This is a genomic window from Streptomyces sp. NPDC028419, from assembly GCF_055565515.1.
Window position 1 is genome coordinate 88,945 of sequence record NZ_JBVHUE010000019.1, and the last position, 20,019, is coordinate 108,963.

The following is a 20,019-nucleotide window of genomic DNA, read 5'->3' on the forward strand; positions in this document are numbered from 1 at the left end:
CGCTGTCGGTGGCGCCCCGTAGGGTTGGCAGTGCTATGACGAAGCCCTCTCTCACCGACCTGCTGCACGCCGCCGTCACCGCCGTCGGCGGCACGGAGCGTCCCGGCCAGGTGGCCATGGCCGAAGCCGTCGCCGAAGCGATCGACGACAACTCCCATCGGCTCATCCAGGCGGGTACGGGCACCGGAAAGTCCCTCGGCTATCTGGTGCCCGCGCTCGCGCACGGCGAGCGCGTGGTGGTGGCCACCGCCACTCTCGCGCTCCAGCGCCAGCTCGTCGAGCGCGACCTGCCGCGCACGGTCGAGGCGCTGCACCCGCAGCTGCGCCGGCGGCCGCAGTTCGCCATGCTCAAGGGCCGCTCCAACTACCTCTGCCTGCACCGCTTGCACGAAGGGGCACCGCAGGACGAGGAGGAGGGCCTCTTCGACCAGTTCGAAGCGGCTGCCCCGACGAGCAAGCTCGGCCAGGACCTGCTGCGCCTGCGCGACTGGTCGGACGAGACGGAGACCGGCGACCGGGACGACCTCACCCCGGGCGTCTCCGACAAGGCGTGGGCGCAGATCTCCGTCTCCTCCCGGGAATGCCTGGGCGCGACGAAGTGCGCCTACGGCGCCGAGTGCTTCGCCGAGGCCGCCCGCGAGCGCGCCAAGCTCGCCGACGTCGTGGTCACCAACCACGCGCTGCTCGCGATCGACGCCATCGAGGGCGCTCCGGTGCTCCCGCAGCACGAGGTGCTGATCGTCGACGAGGCCCACGAGCTGGTGTCCCGGGTCACCGGTGTCGCCACCGGTGAGCTCACTCCCGGCCAGGTCAACCGCGCGGTGAAGCGGTCCGCGAAGCTGGTCAACGAGAAGATCGCCGACTCCCTCCAGACGGCCGCCGAGACCTTCGAGCGGGTGATGGAGCTGGCCCTGCCCGGTCGGTTGGAAGAGATCCCGGAGGATCTTGGTTACGCCCTGCTCGCCCTTCGGGACGCCTCGCGCAATGTGATCTCGGCGATCGGCGGCACCCGCGACAAGTCCGTCCACGACGAGGACGCGGTCCGCAAGCAGGCCCTCGCCGCGGTGGAGAGCATCCACGGCGTGGCGGAGCGGATCACCCTCGGCTCCGAGTACGACGTGGTCTGGTACGAACGCCACGACCGGTTCGGCGCCACCCTGCGGGTCGCCCCGCTCTCGGTGTCCGGGCTGCTGCGCGAGAAGCTGTTCGAGGACCGCTCCGTGGTCCTGACCTCCGCGACCCTGAAGCTCGGCGGCGACTTCAACGGTGTCGCGGCCTCGATGGGGCTGTCACCCGAAGGGGTCGAGGGGGACGACGTCCCCGTCTGGAAGGGCCTCGACGTCGGCTCGCCCTTCGACTACCCGAAGCAGGGCATCCTCTACGTCGCCAAGCACCTGGCCACCCCCGGCCGCGAGGGCACCCGCGGGGACATGATCGACGAGTTGGCCGAGCTGATCGAGGCGGCGGGCGGCCGCACCCTCGGCCTGTTCTCGTCCATGCGCGGAGCCAAGGCGGCCGCCGAGGAGCTCCGCGGGCGGCTCGACAACCCGATCCTGCTCCAGGGGGAGGAGACGCTCGGCGAGTTGATCAAGGCCTTCGCCGCCGATCCGAAGACCTGCCTGTTCGGCACCCTCTCGCTCTGGCAGGGCGTGGACGTGCCCGGACCCAGCTGCCAGCTCGTGGTCATGGACAGGATTCCGTTCCCGCGTCCGGACGACCCGCTGATGAGCGCCCGACAGAAGTCCGTGGAGGAGCGCGGCGGCAACGGTTTCATGGCCGTGGCCGCGACCCACGCGGCGCTGCTCATGGCGCAGGGTGCGGGCCGTCTGGTGCGGGCCTCCGGGGACCGGGGCGTGGTCGCGGTGCTGGACCCCCGCCTCGCCACCGCGCGCTACGGCAGTTTCGTCCGGGCCACGCTGCCGGACTTCTGGTACACCACGGACCGCAATCAGGTCCGCCGCTCGCTGGCCGCCATCGACGCGACCGCGCAGGCCGACGGCAAGTGAGCGGCGCCGCCCCGTCCGTCTGAGGGCGGAAGGGAGCAGAGGGCGGGCAGAGAGCAGCCCCGGGACACGGCGCAGTGAGTCCCGGGGCCGGCTGGGGGCGGCGGCCGTCAGAGGCGCCGCAGTACCGCGACCACCTTGCCGAGGATGGTCGCCTCGTCACCGGGGATGGGCTGGTAGGCGGAGTTGTGCGGGAGCAGCCAGACGTGGCCGTCCTCGCGCTTGAACCGCTTGACCGTGGCTTCGCCGTCGAGCATCGCGGCGACGATGTCACCGTTCTCCGCGACGGGCTGGCGGCGGACGGTGACCCAGTCGCCGTCACAGATGGCCGCTTCGATCATGGAGTCGCCGACGACCTTGAGGACGAAGAGCTCTCCGTCGCCGACGAGCTGCCGGGGGAGGGGGAACACGTCCTCGACCGACTCCTCGGCGAGGATCGGGCCGCCCGCGGCGATCCGGCCGACCAGGGGAACGTAGGAGGCGGCGGGCTTGCCGGTGGTGTCCGTGGGCTGCGAGCTGGGCTGGTCGGAGCCCCGTACCTCGTACGCCCGGGGGCGGTGCGGGTCACGGCGCAGGAAGCCCTTGCGCTCGAGGGCCATCAGCTGGTGGGCCACCGACGACGTGCTGGACAGGCCGACCGCCTGGCCGATCTCCCGCATCGACGGCGGGTAGCCGCGGCGCTGCACCGAGTCACGGATGACCTCGATGACCCTCCGCTGCCGGTCCGTGAGTCCGGAGCTGTCGGCGCGGATGCCTGGAGGTCGCCCTGGCAACGAGCGTGCGGGGCGGACGGGCTCCGCCTCCGGGTTCAGGCTTGAGTCGTTCATTGCATGCACCGGCTCGAGTCGGCTCTGGGAGCGGTTCTGGGCAGTGATGGTGGCACTGTCTGCGGTGGTGGTCACGTCGGCCCCTCTCGAAATGTTCTCCCTAGCTGGACAACGGTAGTAGCTTTCGAAAGGTTGCGCCAAACACACGTTCGAGTGAAAAATCGCAGATCGCTCAGCGTGGTCATGTGGAGGGGTGTATAGACGAGCGGGTGGCCGAACGCGGGTTCGGTCCGGCATCTTCCGCTTACGGTACCCTTGCCGGTTGAATCGCCCCGTCCGCTCCCGAGCCCAGTGTGGCACTCGGAGCCCCTGGATCCGGCCATCGGGGGCTGCGACACGCGGAGTGCGGCAAATCCTCCACAACCCAAGATCTAGTGGTTGGATGAGCGAAGTCACCCAGAGGTTGTGGTCCTCGGTCTGCTGAGCGGCCCGACATCGCATATGCTGGTGGCTGCTTCCCGAGCCCCTGACAGAGCCGGTCTCTGTGGTCAGCTGTTGCTGCACGGGCCTTTCGGGAGGTTGTTCAGTCGTACCGAGAAAGAAGGGTCCGGAGCTTTGCACTGCCCCTTCTGCAGGCATCCCGACAGCCGCGTCGTCGACAGTCGCACCACGGACGACGGGACGTCGATCCGCAGGCGCCGTCAGTGCCCGGACTGCTCTCGTCGTTTCACCACGGTCGAGACCGCGTCACTGATGGTGATCAAGCGCAGTGGGGTCACCGAGCCCTTCAGTCGCACCAAGGTCATCTCCGGCGTCCGCAAGGCCTGCCAGGGACGACCCGTCACCGAGGACGCCCTCGCCAAGCTCGGCCAGCGGGTCGAGGAAGCGCTGCGCGCCACCGGTAGTGCCGAGCTGACCACCCATGACGTGGGTCTGGCCATACTCGGTCCGTTGCAGGAGCTGGACCTGGTCGCGTACCTCCGGTTCGCGTCCGTCTACAAGGCGTTCAACTCCCTCGAAGACTTCGAGGCCGCCATCACGGAACTCCGTGACCGGCGGACTCATACCCAAGAGTGCGAGCCCGGTGGGACCTCCGCGGTCCCCGTGCCCGCCTCCGCCGCCGACTGACCGGGCGGCCGCGGTGCGGCCGGGATCAGTCAGGCCACGTACGTAGATCACAGTCAAAACCGTGCCGGGGAATTTCGCTGGCACATTAGGGCGTTTCGCCCGCATATGGGAGGCGGCATGACAGAGACGGCGAGCGGCTCGGCGCGAGGTTCCCGCACCAAGGGAACCAAGGCGGCCAAGAGCGGCCTTCGGATCGAGCGCATCCACACGACCCCCGGCGTGCACCCGTACGACGAGGTGTCCTGGGAACGTCGTGACGTCGTCATGACCAACTGGCGCGACGGCTCGGTCAATTTCGAGCAGCGTGGCGTCGAGTTCCCCGACTTCTGGTCGGTGAACGCGGTCAACATCGTCACCAGCAAGTACTTCCGCGGGGCCGTCGGCACCCCGCAGCGCGAGACCGGTCTCAAGCAGCTGATCGACCGGATCGTGAAGACCTACACGAAGGCCGGCGAGGACTTCGACTACTTCTCCTCGCCCGCCGACGCCGAGATCTTCGAGCACGAGCTGACCTACGCGCTCCTGCACCAGATCTTCAGCTTCAACTCGCCGGTGTGGTTCAACGTCGGCACGCCTCAGCCGCAGCAGGTCTCCGCCTGCTTCATCCTGGCCGTCGACGACTCCATGGAGTCGATCCTCGACTGGTACAAGGAAGAGGGCATGATCTTCAAGGGCGGCTCCGGCGCCGGCCTGAACCTCTCCCGCATCCGCTCCTCCAAGGAGCTGCTCTCCTCCGGCGGCAACGCCTCCGGCCCGGTCTCCTTCATGCGCGGCGCCGACGCGTCCGCCGGAACGATCAAGTCGGGCGGCGCCACCCGTCGCGCGGCCAAGATGGTCGTCCTGGACGTGGACCACCCGGACGTCGAGGACTTCATCGCGACCAAGGTGAAGGAAGAGGAGAAGATCCGCGCCCTGCGCGACGCGGGCTTCGACATGGACCTGGGCGGCGACGACATCACGTCCGTCCAGTACCAGAACGCCAACAACTCCGTCCGTGTGAACGACGAGTTCATGACGGCCGTCGAGAACGGCACCGAGTTCGGCCTGCGCGCCCGCATGACCGGCGAGGTCATCGAGAAGGTCGACGCCAAGGCGCTCTTCCGCAAGCTGGCCGAGGCCGCGTGGGCCTGCGCCGACCCGGGCATCCAGTACGACGGTGTGATCAACAACTGGCACACCTGCCCCGAGTCCGGCCGCATCACCGCGTCGAACCCGTGCAGCGAGTACATGCACCTGGACAACACGTCCTGCAACCTCGCCTCGCTCAACCTGATGAAGTTCCTGAGCGACGACGGCAAGGGCAACCAGTCCTTCGACGCCGAGCGCTTCGCCAAGGTCGTCGAGCTGGTCATCACGGCGATGGACATCTCCATCTGCTTCGCGGACTTCCCGACGCAGAAGATCGGCGAGAACACCCGCGCCTTCCGCCAGCTGGGCATCGGCTACGCCAACCTCGGCGCCCTGCTGATGGCCACCGGCCACGCGTACGACTCGGACGGCGGCCGCACCCTCGCCGCCTCGATCACCTCGCTGATGACCGGTACGGCGTACAAGCGCTCCGCCGAGCTGGCCGCGATCGTCGGCCCGTACGACGGTTACGCCCGCAACGCCGAGTCGCACAAGCGCGTCATGAAGCAGCACGCCGACGCCAACGCCGTCGCGCCGCGCACCGAGGACCTGGACAACTCGATCTGGGCCGCGGCCACCGAGGCCTGGCAGGACGTCCTGCGCCTCGGCGAGAAGAACGGCTTCCGCAACGCGCAGGCCTCCGTGCTCGCGCCGACCGGCACCATCGGTCTCGCGATGTCCTGTGACACCACGGGCGTCGAGCCGGACCTGGCCCTGGTCAAGTTCAAGAAGCTCGTCGGCGGCGGCTCGATGCAGATCGTCAACGGCACCGTCCCGCAGGCCCTGCGCCGCCTGGGTTACCAGGAGGAGCAGATCGAGGCGATCGTCGCCCACATCGCCGAACACGGTGTGGTCGTGGACGCCCCCGGCCTCAAGCTCGAGCACTACTCGGTCTTCGACTGCGCGATGGGCGAGCGTTCCATCTCCGCGATGGGCCACGTCCGGATGATGGCCGCGATCCAGCCGTGGATCTCCGGCGCGATCTCCAAGACGGTCAACATGCCGGAGACGGCGACCGTCGAAGAGATCGAGGAGATCTACTTCGAGGCCTGGAAGCTCGGCGTCAAGGCGCTCGCGATCTACCGCGACAACTGCAAGGTCGGCCAGCCCCTCTCCGCCAAGAAGAAGGAAGAGGAGAAGGTCGAGGTCACCGCGAAGGCCGAGGAGACCATCCGCACGGCGGTCGAGAAGGTCATCGAGTACCGCCCGGTCCGCAAGCGCCTGCCCAAGGGCCGCCCGGGCATCACCACCTCCTTCACGGTCGGTGGCGCCGAGGGGTACATGACGGCGAACTCCTACCCCGACGACGGTCTGGGCGAGGTCTTCCTGAAGATGTCCAAGCAGGGTTCCACCCTCGCGGGCATGATGGACGCCTTCTCCATCGCGGTCTCGGTCGGCCTGCAGTACGGCGTCCCGCTGGAGACGTACGTCGCGAAGTTCACGAACATGCGCTTCGAGCCGGCCGGCATGACGGACGACCCGGACGTGCGGATGGCGCAGTCGATCGTCGACTACATCTTCCGCCGCGTGGCGCTCGACTTCCTGCCCTTCGAGACCCGCTCCGCCCTCGGCATCCACTCCGCCGAAGAGCGTCAGCGTCACCTCGACACCGGTTCGTACGAGCCGCTCGAAGAGGAGCTGGACACGGAGTCCCTGACTCCGGCGGCCCCGCTCACGGTCGTCCCGGCCGCCCCGAAGCCGGTCGCGATCGTGGAGGTGCCCGCCCCCAAGCAGGCGCACTCGAACGCGGAGCTGGTCGAGATGCAGCTCGGCGTGAGCGCCGACGCACCGCTCTGCTTCTCCTGCGGGACGAAGATGCAGCGCGCCGGTTCCTGCTACATCTGCGAGGGCTGCGGCTCGACCAGCGGTTGCAGCTGACCGGTGATCGCGGCCCCCGCGGGACGCGGGGCGCCACGGAGCGCGTGACATAGCTGTTCAGGGCGGTGGAGCCAGCCAGGCTCCACCGCCCTCGGCGTTTTCCCGTACCGAGTTACCGGACGGTATTTTTATCTGTTCCCCGGGAAACGATCACCGGTTAGGCTCCACCGGCGCGCAACTGGCGTGAACGTCGAGGTGGGGGACGCGGGGGACATGGTCGAGGAAAGTGCCGGATCCAAGAAGGGCATGAGCGCGGGGGCTCAGGCAGTGGCCGCCGTGGTGGTGGTCGGGGGACTCGTGGGGGTCCTGTGGAGCGTGCAGAACGCGGCCGGGAACACGGCCGACGCGAACAAGCCGGCGCGCTGTTCGCCTTCGCGCAGCGCCGCGCCCGCGGCGCCGCAGGTCTCCGGCGCGCAGATGTGTACGGCGCTGAACCGGCCCGACCTGGCCGTATTGCTCGGAACGCCGGGCGAGCAGCCGGTGACCGCCTGGGGCAACGACGGCGTGATCGACCGGCCCGACGGCACCAAGAAGGTCAGCCCCTCGGCGGACGTCCAGTTGAAGACCCACCACGTGAAGCTCTCCTCGTCCGGGGACCGGATGCAGGTGGCCCAACTGGCCGACCTCCTCGGCGGCGGCGTACAGAAGCAGACCGTCCTCGGGCACGCGGCGCTCTTCTCCTCGGACCGGACGCTGTCCCTCACCTTCAACGCGGGCGGCGGCAAGAGCAGCGCGGCACCCGGCGTCATGGCCCGCACCCTGTTGGTCGCCAAGGACGGCAAGGACAGCGGCGGCTCCTTCGAGCTCGTCGTCTGGCGGCAGGACGGGCAGCTGCCCGACGACCCGATGCTGCTCCGGCTCGCGGAGCAGCTGCTCCCGACGGTCCCGGGGTGGAGCGCCGCCTGACCGGGTCAGGTGCGGCGCCAGTGGCATCGTGTGTGCGTGGGGGCGTACCGGACGGGCGCCTTCGGACCGAGGGACGGGGGAGACATGTGGAGCGGTGACGAACTGGATCTGGACGCCTATCTGGCGCGGATCGGGTACGTGGGGGAACTCCGGCCGGACCTCGACACGTTGTTCGGGGTGCACCGGGCCCACACCGCCGCCATCCCCTTCGAGAGCCTGGACGTCCTGCTCGGCCACCCCATCGCGCTCGACGTCAAGAGCATCGAGGACAAGCTCGTGCGCAGCCGCCGCGGCGGGTACTGCTACGAGCAGAACACGCTGCTCGCCGCCGCCCTGGAGCGGATCGGTTTCACCGTCGCCGGGCGCGGCGCGCGCAACAGGACCCGCGGTGACGCGCTCCTGCCCGTCACCCATGCCGTCCTCGTCGTCACCGTGGACGGTGAACCCTGGCTGTGCGACGCGGGGTTCGGCCTCCAGGGGCCGCGCGAGCCCGTCCCGCTGGGCCGGCCGGGCGCCGTGGTGTCCCAGGGGGAGTGGTCGTACGCCGTGCGCGAGGAGGCCGACGGCGTGCTCGTCCTGACCTTCCTGCGCGAGGGTGCCTGGCGGGACCTGTACGCCTTCGGCCCGCAGCCGACCCACCCGGTCGACTACGTCCTGATGAACCACTACAGCTCCTCCCACCCCCGGTCCGCCTTCATCGGGCAGCTCGTCGTCCACCGGCCCGGGGTGCCGGGAGCCGTCCACCGGCTCTCCCTGGTCCGGGGCGAGTTCACGACGCTCCACCCCGACGGGCGGACGGAGCGCCACCCGGTCGCGCCCGACGAGCTGACCGCGCTCCTCGACCAGGAGTTCGGGATCCGGCTGTCCGATCGGGACGCGGGCGAACTGGTACGGATCTACCGGGCCGAGTACTGACCCGGGCCGCGCCGGGCACCGTACGATGGCGCGGTGCTGGTCAAGTGGATTCGCTGCACGGTGACGGACCGACGCGGGTTCGAACGGGGGCAGCGCAAATGGGCGGGGCTGCCGGGTGAACCCGGATTCCGGGGGCAGGGCGGCGGCTGGAGCCGGGGCCGGCAAGGCGTCGCGCACGTCTTCGCGTTCTGGGAGAGCCGTTCCTTCTACGACTCCTTCATGGCGCGCTCGTACGACCGGCTGGCCGCGGCCCAGCACGGCACCTACACCAACCCCCGGGTCACCCTCTTCGACCACCGCTTCGACGTGAAGACCGGCTTCGAACCGCGCTTCACCGACGCCGACGTGGTACGCGTGGCGCACTGCCGGGTGCGGGAGGGGCGGACCGAGCACTTCGCGCTCATGCAGGAGAAGGTGTGGAATCCGGCCATGGCGGGCTCGCCCGGGATGCTGCGCGGGCTCTTCGGAGAGGCGCCCGGGCGGGAATTCCTGGTGCTGTCCATGTGGCACGCGGCGGCCGAGCACGGCAAGTACCGCCAGGAGCGGGTCGAGCGGCTCTCCCTGCGGGCGCAGACCGAGGCCGACGTCGAGGCGCTGACCGGCGACGTCGTGGACCTGGAACCGTCGTGGACCGTCTGAGCCCGGCGCCCGTATGACGGTGTGACCTTAGGAATGTCGCCATGACCACATGCGTGATCGGCGCGCTCCGCTCGTCCGACGGCGATGGCCGGATTAGGGTCGTGGAATGGCACGACCGCGGCGCATCGTCCTCGTCCGGCACGGGGAATCGGAGGGCAATGCCGACGACTCGGTGTACGAACGGGAGCCCGACCACGCCCTGCGGATGACCCGCACCGGGCACGAGCAGGCCGCCGCCACGGGCGAGCGGCTGCGGGCCCTCTTCGGCGACGAGCCGATCAGCGCGTACCTCTCGCCCTACCGGCGCACCCTGCAGACCTTCCGCGACCTGAGGCTCGACCCGGGCCGGGTACGGGTGCGGGAAGAACCGAGGCTGCGCGAGCAGGACTGGGGCAACTGGCAGGACCGTGACGACGTCCGGCTCCAGAAGGCCTATCGGGACGCCTACGGGCACTTCTTCTACCGCTTTGCGCAGGGCGAGTCGGGGGCCGACGTCTACGACCGGGTCGGATCCTTCTTGGAGAGCCTCTACCGCAGCTTCGAGGCCCCGGACCATCCGCCGAACGTGCTGCTGGTGACCCACGGGCTGACCATGCGGCTGTTCTGCATGCGCTGGTTCCACTGGTCGGTGGCCGAGTTCGAGTGCCTGTCCAACCCCCCGAACGGCGACTTCCGGGTCCTGCGGCTGGGGGACGACGGCCGCTACCGGATGGACCGCCCATTTGAACGGTGGACCACACCCGAGCCCTACGACCTGGACGGCTAGAGTGACCCGCGATGACCCCTGAACCCGCTTCCGACCGGCGCTACGCACGCGCCTTGGCCAGCCTCCGCGGGCTGGCACTGGGTGACGCGCTGGGCTCCCAGTTCTTCGTCCCCGTCAACTACCCGCTGCTCAAGAGGCGCGAGCTGCCGTCCGGGCCCTGGCAGTGGACCGATGACACCGAGATGGCCTGCTCGGTCGCCGCCGTCCTCGCCGTGCACGGGCGGATCGACCAGGACGCGCTGGCCACCTCCTTCGCCGAACACCACGACTTCGACCGCGGCTACGGGCCCGCGGTCAACCGCATGCTGCGGCTCGTGCGCGAGGGCCAGGACTGGCGCGAGCTGTCCTCGGCCCTCTTCAACGGGCAGGGCTCGTGGGGCAACGGCGCCGCGATGCGCATCGCCCCGCTCGGCGCCTGGTACGCAGACGACCCGGAGCAGGCCACCCACCAGGCGGAGATCTCCGCCTACACCACCCACCAGCACCGCGAGGCCGTGTGCGGGGCGATGGCGGTCGCCGCGGCGGCGGCGCTGGCGGCGGCGCCGGCCGGACCGCCGACGCCCGGAGAGCTGTTGGACGGGGTGATCGCGCTGGTGCCGCGCAGCGCGGTCGGCGCCGGTCTGCGCCGCGCGCGCGGCATGCTGGACTACGCCGACGCCACCACCGTCGCGGCGGTGCTGGGCTGCGGGCGCCGCACCAGTGCCCACGACACCGTGCCCTTCGCCCTGTGGTCGGCCGCCCGCTCGTTGCAGGACTACGAGCACGCCTTCTGGACGACCGCGCAGGTCGGCGGCGACGTGGACACGACCTGCGCCATCGTCGGAGGGGTGCTGGGCGCGCGCGGCGACGAGGCGCTGCCCGCGGACTGGCTGGCGCGGACGGAGCCCCTGCCCGCGTGGCTCCCGGAAGCCGCGGCGCGCTGAGCGCGACGCGGGTAGGGGTGCGAAACCGGCGCGGAGCCGGCGCGGAGCCGGTAAATCCGCTTCCGTGCGGGGCCGTTGAGGATTGTCACGGTCCTGCCACAGGAGCCTCCCCGATCGACTGAAAGTGCACGTCAGGCCCCTACTCTGACCGCTTCGCCGTCCCCGCGCCGCGTGCGCGGCGGGCGGTTGTCGGGAGGGGATCCAATGACAGAGAACGACGCCGCCAGGGCCGAAGGGGCCGAGGGAGCAGCAGCGCCGCCGACCGTGCAGCAGGCCAGGGCGGCGCAGCACTGGGAACGGCAGCGGTACTGGGAGGCCCAGCAGGCCGCCCGCCAAGCGGAGCGTCTGGCCAGGAAGCAGGCCAGGAACGATGGTTGGGCCAGGGCGCTGCGGCCCGCCGAACTGGCGCCGATCCGCACCGGCACCCTGATCGCCGCCCTGGTGAGCGGTGTCGCCGCGGCCCTGCTGCTCGGTGACGGGGTCGGTCCCGGGCTGCTGATCGCCGCCGTACCCGCCGTGGCCGCGGCCGGCGTCGCCGCGCGCGCCGCGGGGCGTCGGCCGCGCCCCTGGACCCTGGTGTGGGCGGTCGGCAGCCTCGCGCTGCTCGTCGTACCGGCGCTGCGGGAATCGGCCTGGCCGTCCACCCTGGCGATCCTGGCCGCGATCGGGCTCGGCGCCCTCGCCCTCTTCGGCAGCCGGACCTGGCTCGGGGTGCTGCTCAGCCCGCTCGGCTTCCTCGAAGCGGCGCCGACGGGGGTCGGCTGGGCGTGGCGGGGGCTGCTGGCGCGCCGCAGCGGGAACCGCCGGAACTGGTGGCCCGTTGTCAAGGCAGCGGGCGTGGGGCTCGCCCTGCTGGTGGTCTTCGGCGCACTGTTCGCGTCCGCCGACGCGGCTTTCGCCGACGTCCTCGGCGGGCTGGTCCCCGAAGTGTCCGCCGGGGACGGTCCGGTGCGGGTGCTGCTCTTCGCGCTGGGTGCGGTCGTGGCGCTCGCGGCCGCCCGCGCGGCCGGGGCGCCGCTGCGCTGGGACCGGGTCACGCTCGCCCCGGGAAAGCCCCGGTCCCGGGTGGAGTGGGCCCTTCCGCTGGTGCTGCTCAATCTGCTCTTCGCGGGCTTCATCGGCGTCCAGCTCGCCGTCCTCCTCGGCGGCTACGACAAGGTGAAGGAGCGCACGGGCCTGCTCCCCGCCGAGTACGCCCGACAGGGCTTCTGGCAGCTGCTGTGGGCCACCGTGCTCACCCTGATCGTGATCGCCCTCGCGCTGCGTTGGGCTCCGCGGTCGGGCCCCGGGGACCGGCGGCTCGTGCGCGGGGTGCTGGGGGTGCTGTGCCTGCTCACCCTGGTGGTGGTCGCTTCCGCGGTGCGCCGCATGGACTTCTACGTGGACGCCTTCGGGCTGACCAGGCTGCGGGTCTCGGTCGTCACGATGGAGTTGTGGCTCGGGGTGGTGATCGCACTGATCGTCGCGGCCGGCGTCTTCGGTGCGCGGTGGCTGCCCCGGGCCGTGATGGCGAGCGCGGGGGCGACCGTACTGGCCTTCGGCCTGCTGTCGCCGGACGGGATGATCGCGGAGAGCAACGTGAGCCGATTCGAGAAGCAGCACAAGATCGACCTCGCCTACTTCCAGTCCCTCTCCGCGGACGCCGTCCCGGCACTGGACCGGCTGCCCGAGCCCCAGCGGTCCTGCGCGCTCCGCGGGATCAACGACGACCTGGCCGATGCGGGCGAGGTCCCCTGGTACGCGATGAGCCTGGGTGACCGCAGGGCCCGGGAGATCCTGCGGGAGCGTCCGGTGAAGGCCTCGTACGAGACGTGCGCGGCGCTGCGGACGTTCGCGTCCCGGTCCGCCGGCTGATCCGCCGGCCGATCGACAGCCGGTGGCCGACCGGCGGGGGACCGTACGCGCGATCGGTGCGTACGGTCCCCCCCCGGGGGCGGGTTCAGGCCGCCGGGCCGGCCTCCGCGGCCGCGCCGCTCAGGGCTTCCAGGTCGCTCTTGCGCACCCGGATCACCAGCGTCGCCGAGAGCAGGGCCAGGGCGGCCATGGCCACGGCGGCGATGAACGCCGTCGAGATGCCCTGGGCCAGCACCTCGTGCCCCCAGGCTCCGGGGAGGCGGCCGGTCTCCTTGAACGCCGCCAGCTGATCGGGGTCGGCGTGGGCCAGGAAGTCCGGGACCTGCTTCTCGGCCTCGGTGCGGCTCGCGGTGCCGAAGACGGTGACCAGGATGGAGAGGCCGAGCGAGCCGCCCACCTGCTGGCTGGCGTTGAGCAGGCCGGACGCCGCGCCCGCCTCCTTGGGGGCCACTCCGGAGACGGCGGTCAGGGTGAGGGTGACGAAGTTGAGGCCCATGCCGAAGCCGAAGAGGAGCATCGGGCCGAGCACGCCGGACACGTACGAGGAATCCGTCCGGATGAAGGTCAGCCAGGCCAGACCGCAGCCGACCAGCGTGGAGCCGAGGACCATGAAGGGCTTGGGCCCGAAGCGCGGCAGGAGGCGCTGGGAGAGACCGGCCGCGGTGACGATCGCGACGGTCACCGGGAGGAAGGCGAAGCCGGACCTGATCGGGCTGAAGTCCAGGACGTTCTGCACGAACTGCACGATGAAGAAGAACATCCCGAACATCGCCGCGGCCAGGCTGAGCATGATCAAGTAAGTGCCGGCGCGGTTGCGGTCGGCGAACATCCGCAGCGGGGTGATCGGTTCGCGCGCCCGGGACTCGACGAGGGCGAAGAGCGCGAGCAGGACGACGGCGGTGGCGAAGGAGCCGAGGGTCAGGGCGTCGCGCCAGCCGTTCTCGGAGGCCCGGATGAAGCCGTAGACGAGCGAGGCCATGCCGCCGGTGGAGGTGAGCGCACCCGCGAGGTCGAAGCGGCCGGGGTGGCGTTCGGATTCGGTGATGTACAGCGGGGCGAGGACCGCGATCAGCGCGCCGATGGGGACGTTGACGAAGAGCACCCAGCGCCAGTCGAGCCACTCGGTGAGCATGCCGCCGGTGAGCAGGCCGATGGCGCCGCCGCCCGCGGAAACGGCGGCGAACACTCCGAAGGCCCGGTTGCGCTCGGGTCCTTCGGCGAAGGTCGTGGTGATCAGGGCCAGCGCGGTGGGGGAGGCGATGGCTCCGCCGACGCCCTGGAGGGCGCGGGCGGCCAGGAGCTGCCAGGGTTCCTGGGCGAAGCCGCCGAGCAGGGAGGCCAGGGTGAAGAGCAGGATTCCGGCCATGAACACGCGGCGCCGGCCCAGGATGTCGCCGGCCCGTCCACCGAGCAGCAACAGGCCGCCGAAGGTCAGGGTGTAGGAGCTCAGCACCCACGAGAGGTCGGTGGTGGAGAAGGACAGGGCTTCCTGGATGTGCGGGAGGGCGATGTTCACGATGGTGGCGTCGAGGACCACCATGAGCTGGCACGCCGCGATGACGGCCAGTGCCACTCCGGGCCGCCCCTCGCGGTGGGCGGCGCCCGGTATCCGAGGCTTGGCGAGTTGCGGACTTGTCACTGAGGATCCCCCCAAAGTGAAATAGTGAACGCATTCGTTCACTGCGGGTCCACGGTAGGAGCTGCGATCTAGTGAACGCAAGCGTTCACTAAGGCTGAAAACGTGTGCGACCGGTGCGTGGGCCGGGTGGAGGTGGCGACGGTGGTGGGTTCGCGCTGGTCGGTGGAGCCGCAGGGTCGTAGGCGGGGGCCGGAGCTGGATTCGGCGATCCTCGACGCGGCCCTGGAGCAGTTGAGCACCGTCGGCTGGAACGGGCTCACGATGGAAGGGGTCGCCGCGCGGGCCCGTACGGGCAAGGCCGCCGTCTATCGGCGCTGGCCCTCGAAGGCGGACCTGGTCGCGGACGTGCTGCGGGCCGGGCTTCCGCCGCTCGGCGAGATCCCGGACCACGGGTCCGTCCGCGAGGAGCTCGTCGTGCTGTGTCGGGGGATGCGGGACGCGATGACTTCCCGCGCCGGAACCGCTCTTCGCTCCGTTCTTCACGAATGCGACACCGCGAGCGCCGATCGCTTCCATGAGCTGATCAGGACCGGATTCACCGAGCCCTCCCGTCGACGCTTCGAGGACCTTGTGCAGCGCGGAATCGCAAGGGGTGACGTCCGGTCGGACGCCACCGGAGAGTTCGTCGCCGATGTCATTCCGGCTGTCATGATGTACCGATCGAAGGTGTGCGGGAGCGAATGGGGGGACCAAGACATCCGGGAAATGATCGACCAGGTGCTGGTACCGCTGCTCACCACGTGAGCCAGGGCCGGCCCGGGGTGTGCAGGCGGCGCCGGGCGGCGTAACCTTGCTGGCGCCATGCCGTACGAAGCACCCACACACACCGTCGAACGCTCCCTCCGCGCAACCACCGGCGCCAAGGTCGTAGCCGGGGTCGACGAAGTCGGACGAGGCGCCTGGGCCGGGCCCGTCACCGTGTGCGCGGCCGTCACCGGTCTGCGTCGCCCGCCCGAAGGTCTCACCGACTCCAAGCTGATCACCCCCAAGCGCCGCGACCAGCTCGCCGTCGCTCTGGAGGACTGGGTGACGGCGCACGCCCTCGGGCACGCCTCCCCGGAGGAGATCGACGAGCTCGGGATGACCGCCGCGCTGCGGCTCGCGGCGGTGCGCGCCCTGGAGGCCCTGCCGGTGCGGCCCGACGCGGTGATCCTCGACGGCAAGCACGACTACCTCGGCCCGCCCTGGCGGGTCCGTACGGTGATCAAGGGCGACCAGTCCTGCGTCGCCGTCGCCGCGGCCTCGGTCATCGCCAAGGTGTGGCGCGACCGGATGATGGCCGAACTCGGTGAACCGGGTGACGGCATCGAGGACTTCGCCTTCGGCTCCAACGCCGGATACCCCTCGCCCGTGCACCGGGCGGCGCTGGAGGAGCGGGGGCCGACCGCGTACCACCGGCTCTCGTGGTCCTACCTCGACGCGCTGCCGCAGTGGCGTCACCTCAAGAAGGTGCGACGCAGCGAGGAATCGCTAGAACTGGAAAACGGAGGCCAGCTCGGCTTCGAATTCTGATCGCACTCATGTGCAGCCCACCGGTACCTTTCGCACCGGTGTTTGATAGATGTCAACTCATGCCTCTCACCCACGAGGAGCCTCAGATTCACGAGAGTGCCCAGGGTCCCCGCGTCACGCCGGCCGCGAGCCGCACCGCGCAGACCCCCCGCCCCGTACCTGGTCCGCGTCCCGTCGCCGTACCTCGGCCCGGGCGTCCCGGTCCCTCACCCGCAGCGGCGAGCCGCGCGGGCGGTACCCCCAGGCCCGCTCCGCCCGCCCCGCGCGTGCCGCAGCAGGCCACCCCCGGAACCCCGTCCGTCACCCCGGCCGCGCCCGCGGCCCCCACCGCACCGTCGGTCTCCGCCGCGGTGCCGCAGATCCAGCTGATCCCGGCCTCGGCCGAGGGCGCGCTGGACGCGGCCGAAGAGGCCGTGGACCTGCTGCTCGACACCGGCCGTGCGCCGGGCGACATCCTGGTGCTCACCAGCGGCGACCCGCACCCGTGGGCAGCGCACGAGCTGTCCTTCGGTGAGAGCGCGTACTGGGCCCAGCAGGGCCACCGGGACGACGTCTTCTACGCGGACGTGGCGCAGGTGCAGCGCGCCGACGCCCGCCCCGTCGTGGTCTTCGCCGTCAACGGCGGACCGGCCGACGCGATCGTGGCGGCCCTGCCGGCCGCGCTCGCGCGTGCCGGTGCGCTGCTGGTCGTCTGCGGCGACCCGGAGCTGATCAACTCGGTTCTGGGCGCGGGCGTCTGACGTCCCGCACCCACCGTGGGCGAGCAGCGGGGCGGGCCGTCGGCCGGCCCCGCTGAACCCCGCGGCGAAGGGCCCACGGGCCCTCGCGCCGCGGGGCCCACGGCCGTTGCGATCCGGTTCGCGCCGTGCCGGGCCGTGTCGCGCCTCGGGGTCTCAGCGGGCCGCGGTCCGGCGCAGGACCTCGGCCGCGCCCCCGCCGCTGCGCAGGGTCAGCGGCGTCGGATCCGGGACGATCTCGCCGATGCGCAGCGGCCGGGAGTCCGCACTGGGCCGGCGTCCGCCGCGACCTTCACCGAGGACCTGCCAGCCGCCCTGCGTGAGCGTGATGTACGCGCCGCAGCGCAGCCCGTGCAGGGTGCAGGCGTCCCGCAACCCCCACATCCAGGCCCCGTCCTCCTCGGTCCACCGTTCGTCGCCGTCGCGGCAGTAGAGCAGCACCGCCGTGCGCACCGGAGTCCGTCTGCGCAGGTCGTGCGGGAGCACCCGGCGCAGTCGCGCCAACAGCGCGTTGCGGTATTCCCAGCCGTCCGCCGAGCCGGCGCGCTGGACGAACGAGGCGCTGGCCACCAACCGTTCCTCGGGCCCGAGTACGGCGATCACCGCGGTCGAGGGCACCGGGCTGTGCCGGGCGTGCAGTCCGCTGACGATCTCGCGCGGATTGCGCAGCAGGGGGATCCCGGCGGCGGTCCACTCATCGGCTTCCAACAGTCTGCCGTGCCGGCTGGCGCCGCCGATCGCGAGGGTCGACGAGGTGGTCGTGGGCGGGGCGAATCCGAAGGTCACGGTCCTCCCTTCGGGTACGCGCGCTGGTGATGGGCACGGCCGGAGTGCGGGCGCGCCACAGGGCGGCCCTCGAGAGCGCCGACGAGCCGAGCGGGAACACAATTCTCGCGCGGCCCGCGAGCATGCGGCAACGAGCAATTGCCGCCGCGGACCGTAATTGGCTGGTATGCCGTCCATATCCTTGCCCCGCCACGCCGGCGATGACGCATCCGGTCACGGCTGGACGGCCAGTACCAGCGGAAACACCTCCTTCGCACCGGCCCGCCGGAGCAGTCGGGCCGCGACGGCGAGGGTCCACCCGCTCTCCGCGCGGTCGTCCACGAGGAGCACCGGGCCGGGGGCCTCCTCGAGCCTCGCAGCGAGCGCCGGGGGGACGGTCAAGGCCTGGTGGAGTCCGCGCACGCGCTGGGCGCTGTTGGAGGAGGGCAGCCCGAACTCCGGTACCTGGTCGGTGTACTCGAGCGCTCCCAGCAGGGGCATCCGCCCGACCTCGGCGATCCGCGCGGCCAGCGAACCGATCAGCAGGGGCTTGCTCCGCGAGGGAAGCGAGACCACGCCCACGGGGCGCGCGGGCGCGCCCGGCGCCCCGGAAGCCCAGCCGCCGGGTCCCCGTGCCCAGTCGGCGAGCACGGCCACCACGGCCTGGGCGACATCGTCCGGAATCGGTTGGTCGGGCGTCTGCGGCGCCAGCATCGGGCGCAGCCGGTTGCCCCACCCGATGTCGGAGAGCCGGCCGAGGGCCCGGCCCGTCGAGGCCTGCTCGCCCGCGGGGATGCGCCCCTTGAGGTCCACCCCGACGGCCGCCAGACCGGTCGGCCACATCTTGCGCGGGTCCAACTCCACGCCCGGGCGGCCCAGCTCGCCCCGCGCGGTGTCCAGCGCCTTCGAGGACACCTCCACGGTGAAGCGGGCGCCCGCGCAGTTGTCGCAGCGGCCGCAGGGGGCGGCCTCCTCGTCGTCCAGCTGGCGCCGCAGGAACTCCATCCGGCAGCCGGTGGACGCCGCGTAGTCGCGCATCGCCTGCTGCTCGGCGGAGCGCTGGCGGGCCACCCACGCGTACCGCTCCGCGTCGTAGGTCCAGGGCTCGCCCGTCGAGGTCCAGCCGCCCTTCACGCGGTGCACCGCGCCGTCCACGTCGAGGACCTTGAGCATGGTCTCCAGCCGGGTCCGGCGCAGGTCGACCAGGGGTTCCAGGGCGGGCAGCGACAGCGGCCGCCCCGCCTGGGCCAGCACGTCCAAGGTGCGGCGGACCTGCTCCTCCGGCGGGAAGGCCACCGACGCGAAGTACTGCCAGATCGCCTCGTCCTCGCGGCCCGGGAGCAGCAGCACCTCGGCGTGCTCCACCCCGCGGCCGGCGCGACCGACCTGCTGGTAGTAGGCGATCGGCGACGAGGGCGATCCCAGGTGCACCACGAAGCCGAGGTCGGGCTTGTCGAAGCCCATGCCCAGGGCCGAGGTCGCCACCAGCGCCTTGACCCGGTTGGCCTGGAGGTCGTTCTCGGCCTGCTCGCGGTCGGCGTTCTCCGTCTTGCCCGTGTAGGAGGAGACGGTGTGCCCCCGGTGCCGGAGGTACGCCGTCACCTCCTCGGCGGCGGCCACGGTCAGCGTGTAGATGATCCCGGAACCCGGCAGCTCGCCCAGGTGGTCCGCGAGCCAGGCCAGCCGGTGCGCGGCGTCGGGCAGCGCCAGAACGGCCAGGCTCAGGCTCTCCCGGTCCAGCGGGCCGCGCAGCACCAGCGCGTCCGTGCCCGCCCCCGTGCCCAGTTGCTCGGCGACGTCGGCGGTCACCCGGGCGTTGGCCGTGGCCGTCGTCGCGAGCACCGGGACGCCGGGCGGCAGGTCCGCGAGCATCGTGCGCAGGCGCCGGTAGTCGGGCCGGAAGTCGTGTCCCCAGTCCGAGATGCAGTGCGCCTCGTCCACCACCAGGAGCCCGGTGGCGGCGGACAGCTTGGGGAGGACCTGGTCGCGGAAGTCGGGGTTGTTGAGCCGCTCCGGACTCACCAACAGGACGTCCACCTCGCCCGCGGCGACCTCGGCCTGGATCCCCTCCCACTCCTCGGGGTTGGCGGAATTGATGGTGCGGGCGCGGATCCCGGCACGGGCGGCGGCCTCGACCTGGTTGCGCATCAGCGCCAGCAGCGGCGAGACGATCACGGTGGGTCCGGCTCCGCTCGCCCGCAGCAGCGAGGTCGCGACGAAGTACACGGCGGACTTGCCCCAGCCCGTGCGCTGGACCACCAGGGCCCGGCGCTTGTGCGCGACCAGGGCCTCGATGGCCCGCCACTGGTCCTCGCGCAGCCGAGCGGTGCCCGTCGGATCGCCGACGAGACGGGCGAGTACGGAATCGGCGGAAGACCTCAGGTCAGGGTTCATGCCCCCATGCAACCCGATGCCTGTGACATCGCGCCAATGCCGCTCCTGGGCCTGTGGATAAAGTT

Annotated in this window: 16 protein-coding genes; 12 read left to right on the forward strand and 4 right to left on the reverse strand. The window is 71.3% G+C overall.

The window, feature by feature from the left end:
• Positions 1-35: 35 nt before the first annotated feature.
• Positions 36-2,006: an ATP-dependent DNA helicase gene (locus tag ACZ4UB_RS22535; RefSeq protein WP_467958734.1), complete on the forward strand. Its 1,971-nt coding sequence runs from the start codon at positions 36-38 to the stop codon at positions 2,004-2,006.
• Positions 2,007-2,113: 107 nt separating this feature from the next.
• Here ACZ4UB_RS22535 and lexA read toward each other — a convergent pair whose 3' ends face one another.
• A complete protein-coding gene (gene lexA, locus ACZ4UB_RS22540) occupies positions 2,114-2,905 on the reverse strand; it encodes a transcriptional repressor LexA (protein WP_354381387.1) in 792 nt (263 codons plus the stop codon).
• Positions 2,906-3,385: 480 nt separating this feature from the next.
• Between lexA and nrdR the strand changes: the two genes are divergently transcribed.
• The 8 genes from nrdR (at position 3,386) to ACZ4UB_RS22580 (ending at position 12,907) form a co-directional block, all read left to right on the forward strand.
• The gene (gene nrdR / locus ACZ4UB_RS22545; RefSeq protein WP_354381388.1) at positions 3,386-3,898 is read left to right on the forward strand and encodes a transcriptional regulator NrdR; all 513 of its coding nucleotides are present in this window, start codon (positions 3,386-3,388) and stop codon (positions 3,896-3,898) included.
• A gap of 117 nt (positions 3,899-4,015) precedes the next feature.
• Positions 4,016-6,904 (forward strand): vitamin B12-dependent ribonucleotide reductase, encoded by a 2,889-nt coding sequence (locus tag ACZ4UB_RS22550; RefSeq protein WP_354381389.1) that lies wholly within the window; start codon positions 4,016-4,018, stop codon positions 6,902-6,904.
• 183 nt (positions 6,905-7,087) lie between these two features.
• The gene (locus ACZ4UB_RS22555; protein ID WP_468072563.1) at positions 7,088-7,810 is read left to right on the forward strand and encodes a DUF6215 domain-containing protein; all 723 of its coding nucleotides are present in this window, start codon (positions 7,088-7,090) and stop codon (positions 7,808-7,810) included.
• Positions 7,811-7,894: 84 nt separating this feature from the next.
• On the forward strand, positions 7,895-8,725 hold the full coding sequence (locus tag ACZ4UB_RS22560; RefSeq protein ID WP_468072565.1) for an arylamine N-acetyltransferase family protein: 831 nt from the start codon (positions 7,895-7,897) through the stop codon (positions 8,723-8,725).
• Between the two features lie 33 nt (positions 8,726-8,758).
• Complete coding sequence (locus ACZ4UB_RS22565; RefSeq protein ID WP_354381392.1) at positions 8,759-9,364, forward strand: YdbC family protein; 606 nt, start codon at positions 8,759-8,761, stop codon at positions 9,362-9,364.
• A gap of 106 nt (positions 9,365-9,470) precedes the next feature.
• Entirely contained in the window at positions 9,471-10,130 is a 660-nt protein-coding gene (locus ACZ4UB_RS22570) for a histidine phosphatase family protein (protein WP_354381393.1), read from the forward strand.
• 11 nt (positions 10,131-10,141) lie between these two features.
• Positions 10,142-11,053: an ADP-ribosylglycohydrolase family protein gene (locus ACZ4UB_RS22575; RefSeq protein ID WP_468072568.1), complete on the forward strand. Its 912-nt coding sequence runs from the start codon at positions 10,142-10,144 to the stop codon at positions 11,051-11,053.
• Positions 11,054-11,257: 204 nt separating this feature from the next.
• Positions 11,258-12,907, forward strand: coding sequence for a DUF4153 domain-containing protein (locus tag ACZ4UB_RS22580; protein ID WP_468072570.1), 1,650 nt, complete (start codon positions 11,258-11,260; stop codon positions 12,905-12,907).
• An 85-nt stretch (positions 12,908-12,992) separates the two neighbouring features.
• On the opposite strand, the gene ACZ4UB_RS22585 is transcribed toward ACZ4UB_RS22580, so the two are convergent.
• Complete coding sequence (locus ACZ4UB_RS22585; protein ID WP_468072572.1) at positions 12,993-14,546, reverse strand: MFS transporter; 1,554 nt, start codon at positions 14,544-14,546, stop codon at positions 12,993-12,995.
• A 141-nt stretch (positions 14,547-14,687) separates the two neighbouring features.
• On the opposite strand from ACZ4UB_RS22585, the gene ACZ4UB_RS22590 reads away from it, so the two are divergent.
• The 3 genes from ACZ4UB_RS22590 to ACZ4UB_RS22600 are packed head-to-tail and all read left to right on the forward strand — an operon-like array spanning position 14,688 to position 16,798.
• The gene (locus tag ACZ4UB_RS22590) at positions 14,688-15,290 is read left to right on the forward strand and encodes a TetR/AcrR family transcriptional regulator (protein WP_468072662.1); all 603 of its coding nucleotides are present in this window, start codon (positions 14,688-14,690) and stop codon (positions 15,288-15,290) included.
• A gap of 57 nt (positions 15,291-15,347) precedes the next feature.
• Positions 15,348-16,058 (forward strand): ribonuclease HII, encoded by a 711-nt coding sequence (locus ACZ4UB_RS22595; RefSeq protein WP_354381397.1) that lies wholly within the window; start codon positions 15,348-15,350, stop codon positions 16,056-16,058.
• 59 nt (positions 16,059-16,117) lie between these two features.
• On the forward strand, positions 16,118-16,798 hold the full coding sequence (locus ACZ4UB_RS22600) for a hypothetical protein (RefSeq protein ID WP_354381398.1): 681 nt from the start codon (positions 16,118-16,120) through the stop codon (positions 16,796-16,798).
• 153 nt (positions 16,799-16,951) lie between these two features.
• Here the strand turns inward: ACZ4UB_RS22600 and ACZ4UB_RS22605 are convergent, their stop codons facing one another.
• Positions 16,952-17,581, reverse strand: coding sequence for a hypothetical protein (locus tag ACZ4UB_RS22605; RefSeq protein ID WP_354381399.1), 630 nt, complete (start codon positions 17,579-17,581; stop codon positions 16,952-16,954).
• 213 nt (positions 17,582-17,794) lie between these two features.
• Positions 17,795-19,954 carry a RecQ family ATP-dependent DNA helicase gene (locus ACZ4UB_RS22610; protein ID WP_468072575.1) on the reverse strand — a complete coding sequence of 720 codons (2,160 nt, stop codon included), beginning with the start codon at positions 19,952-19,954 and terminating at the stop codon, positions 17,795-17,797.
• Positions 19,955-20,019 lie beyond the last annotated feature (65 nt).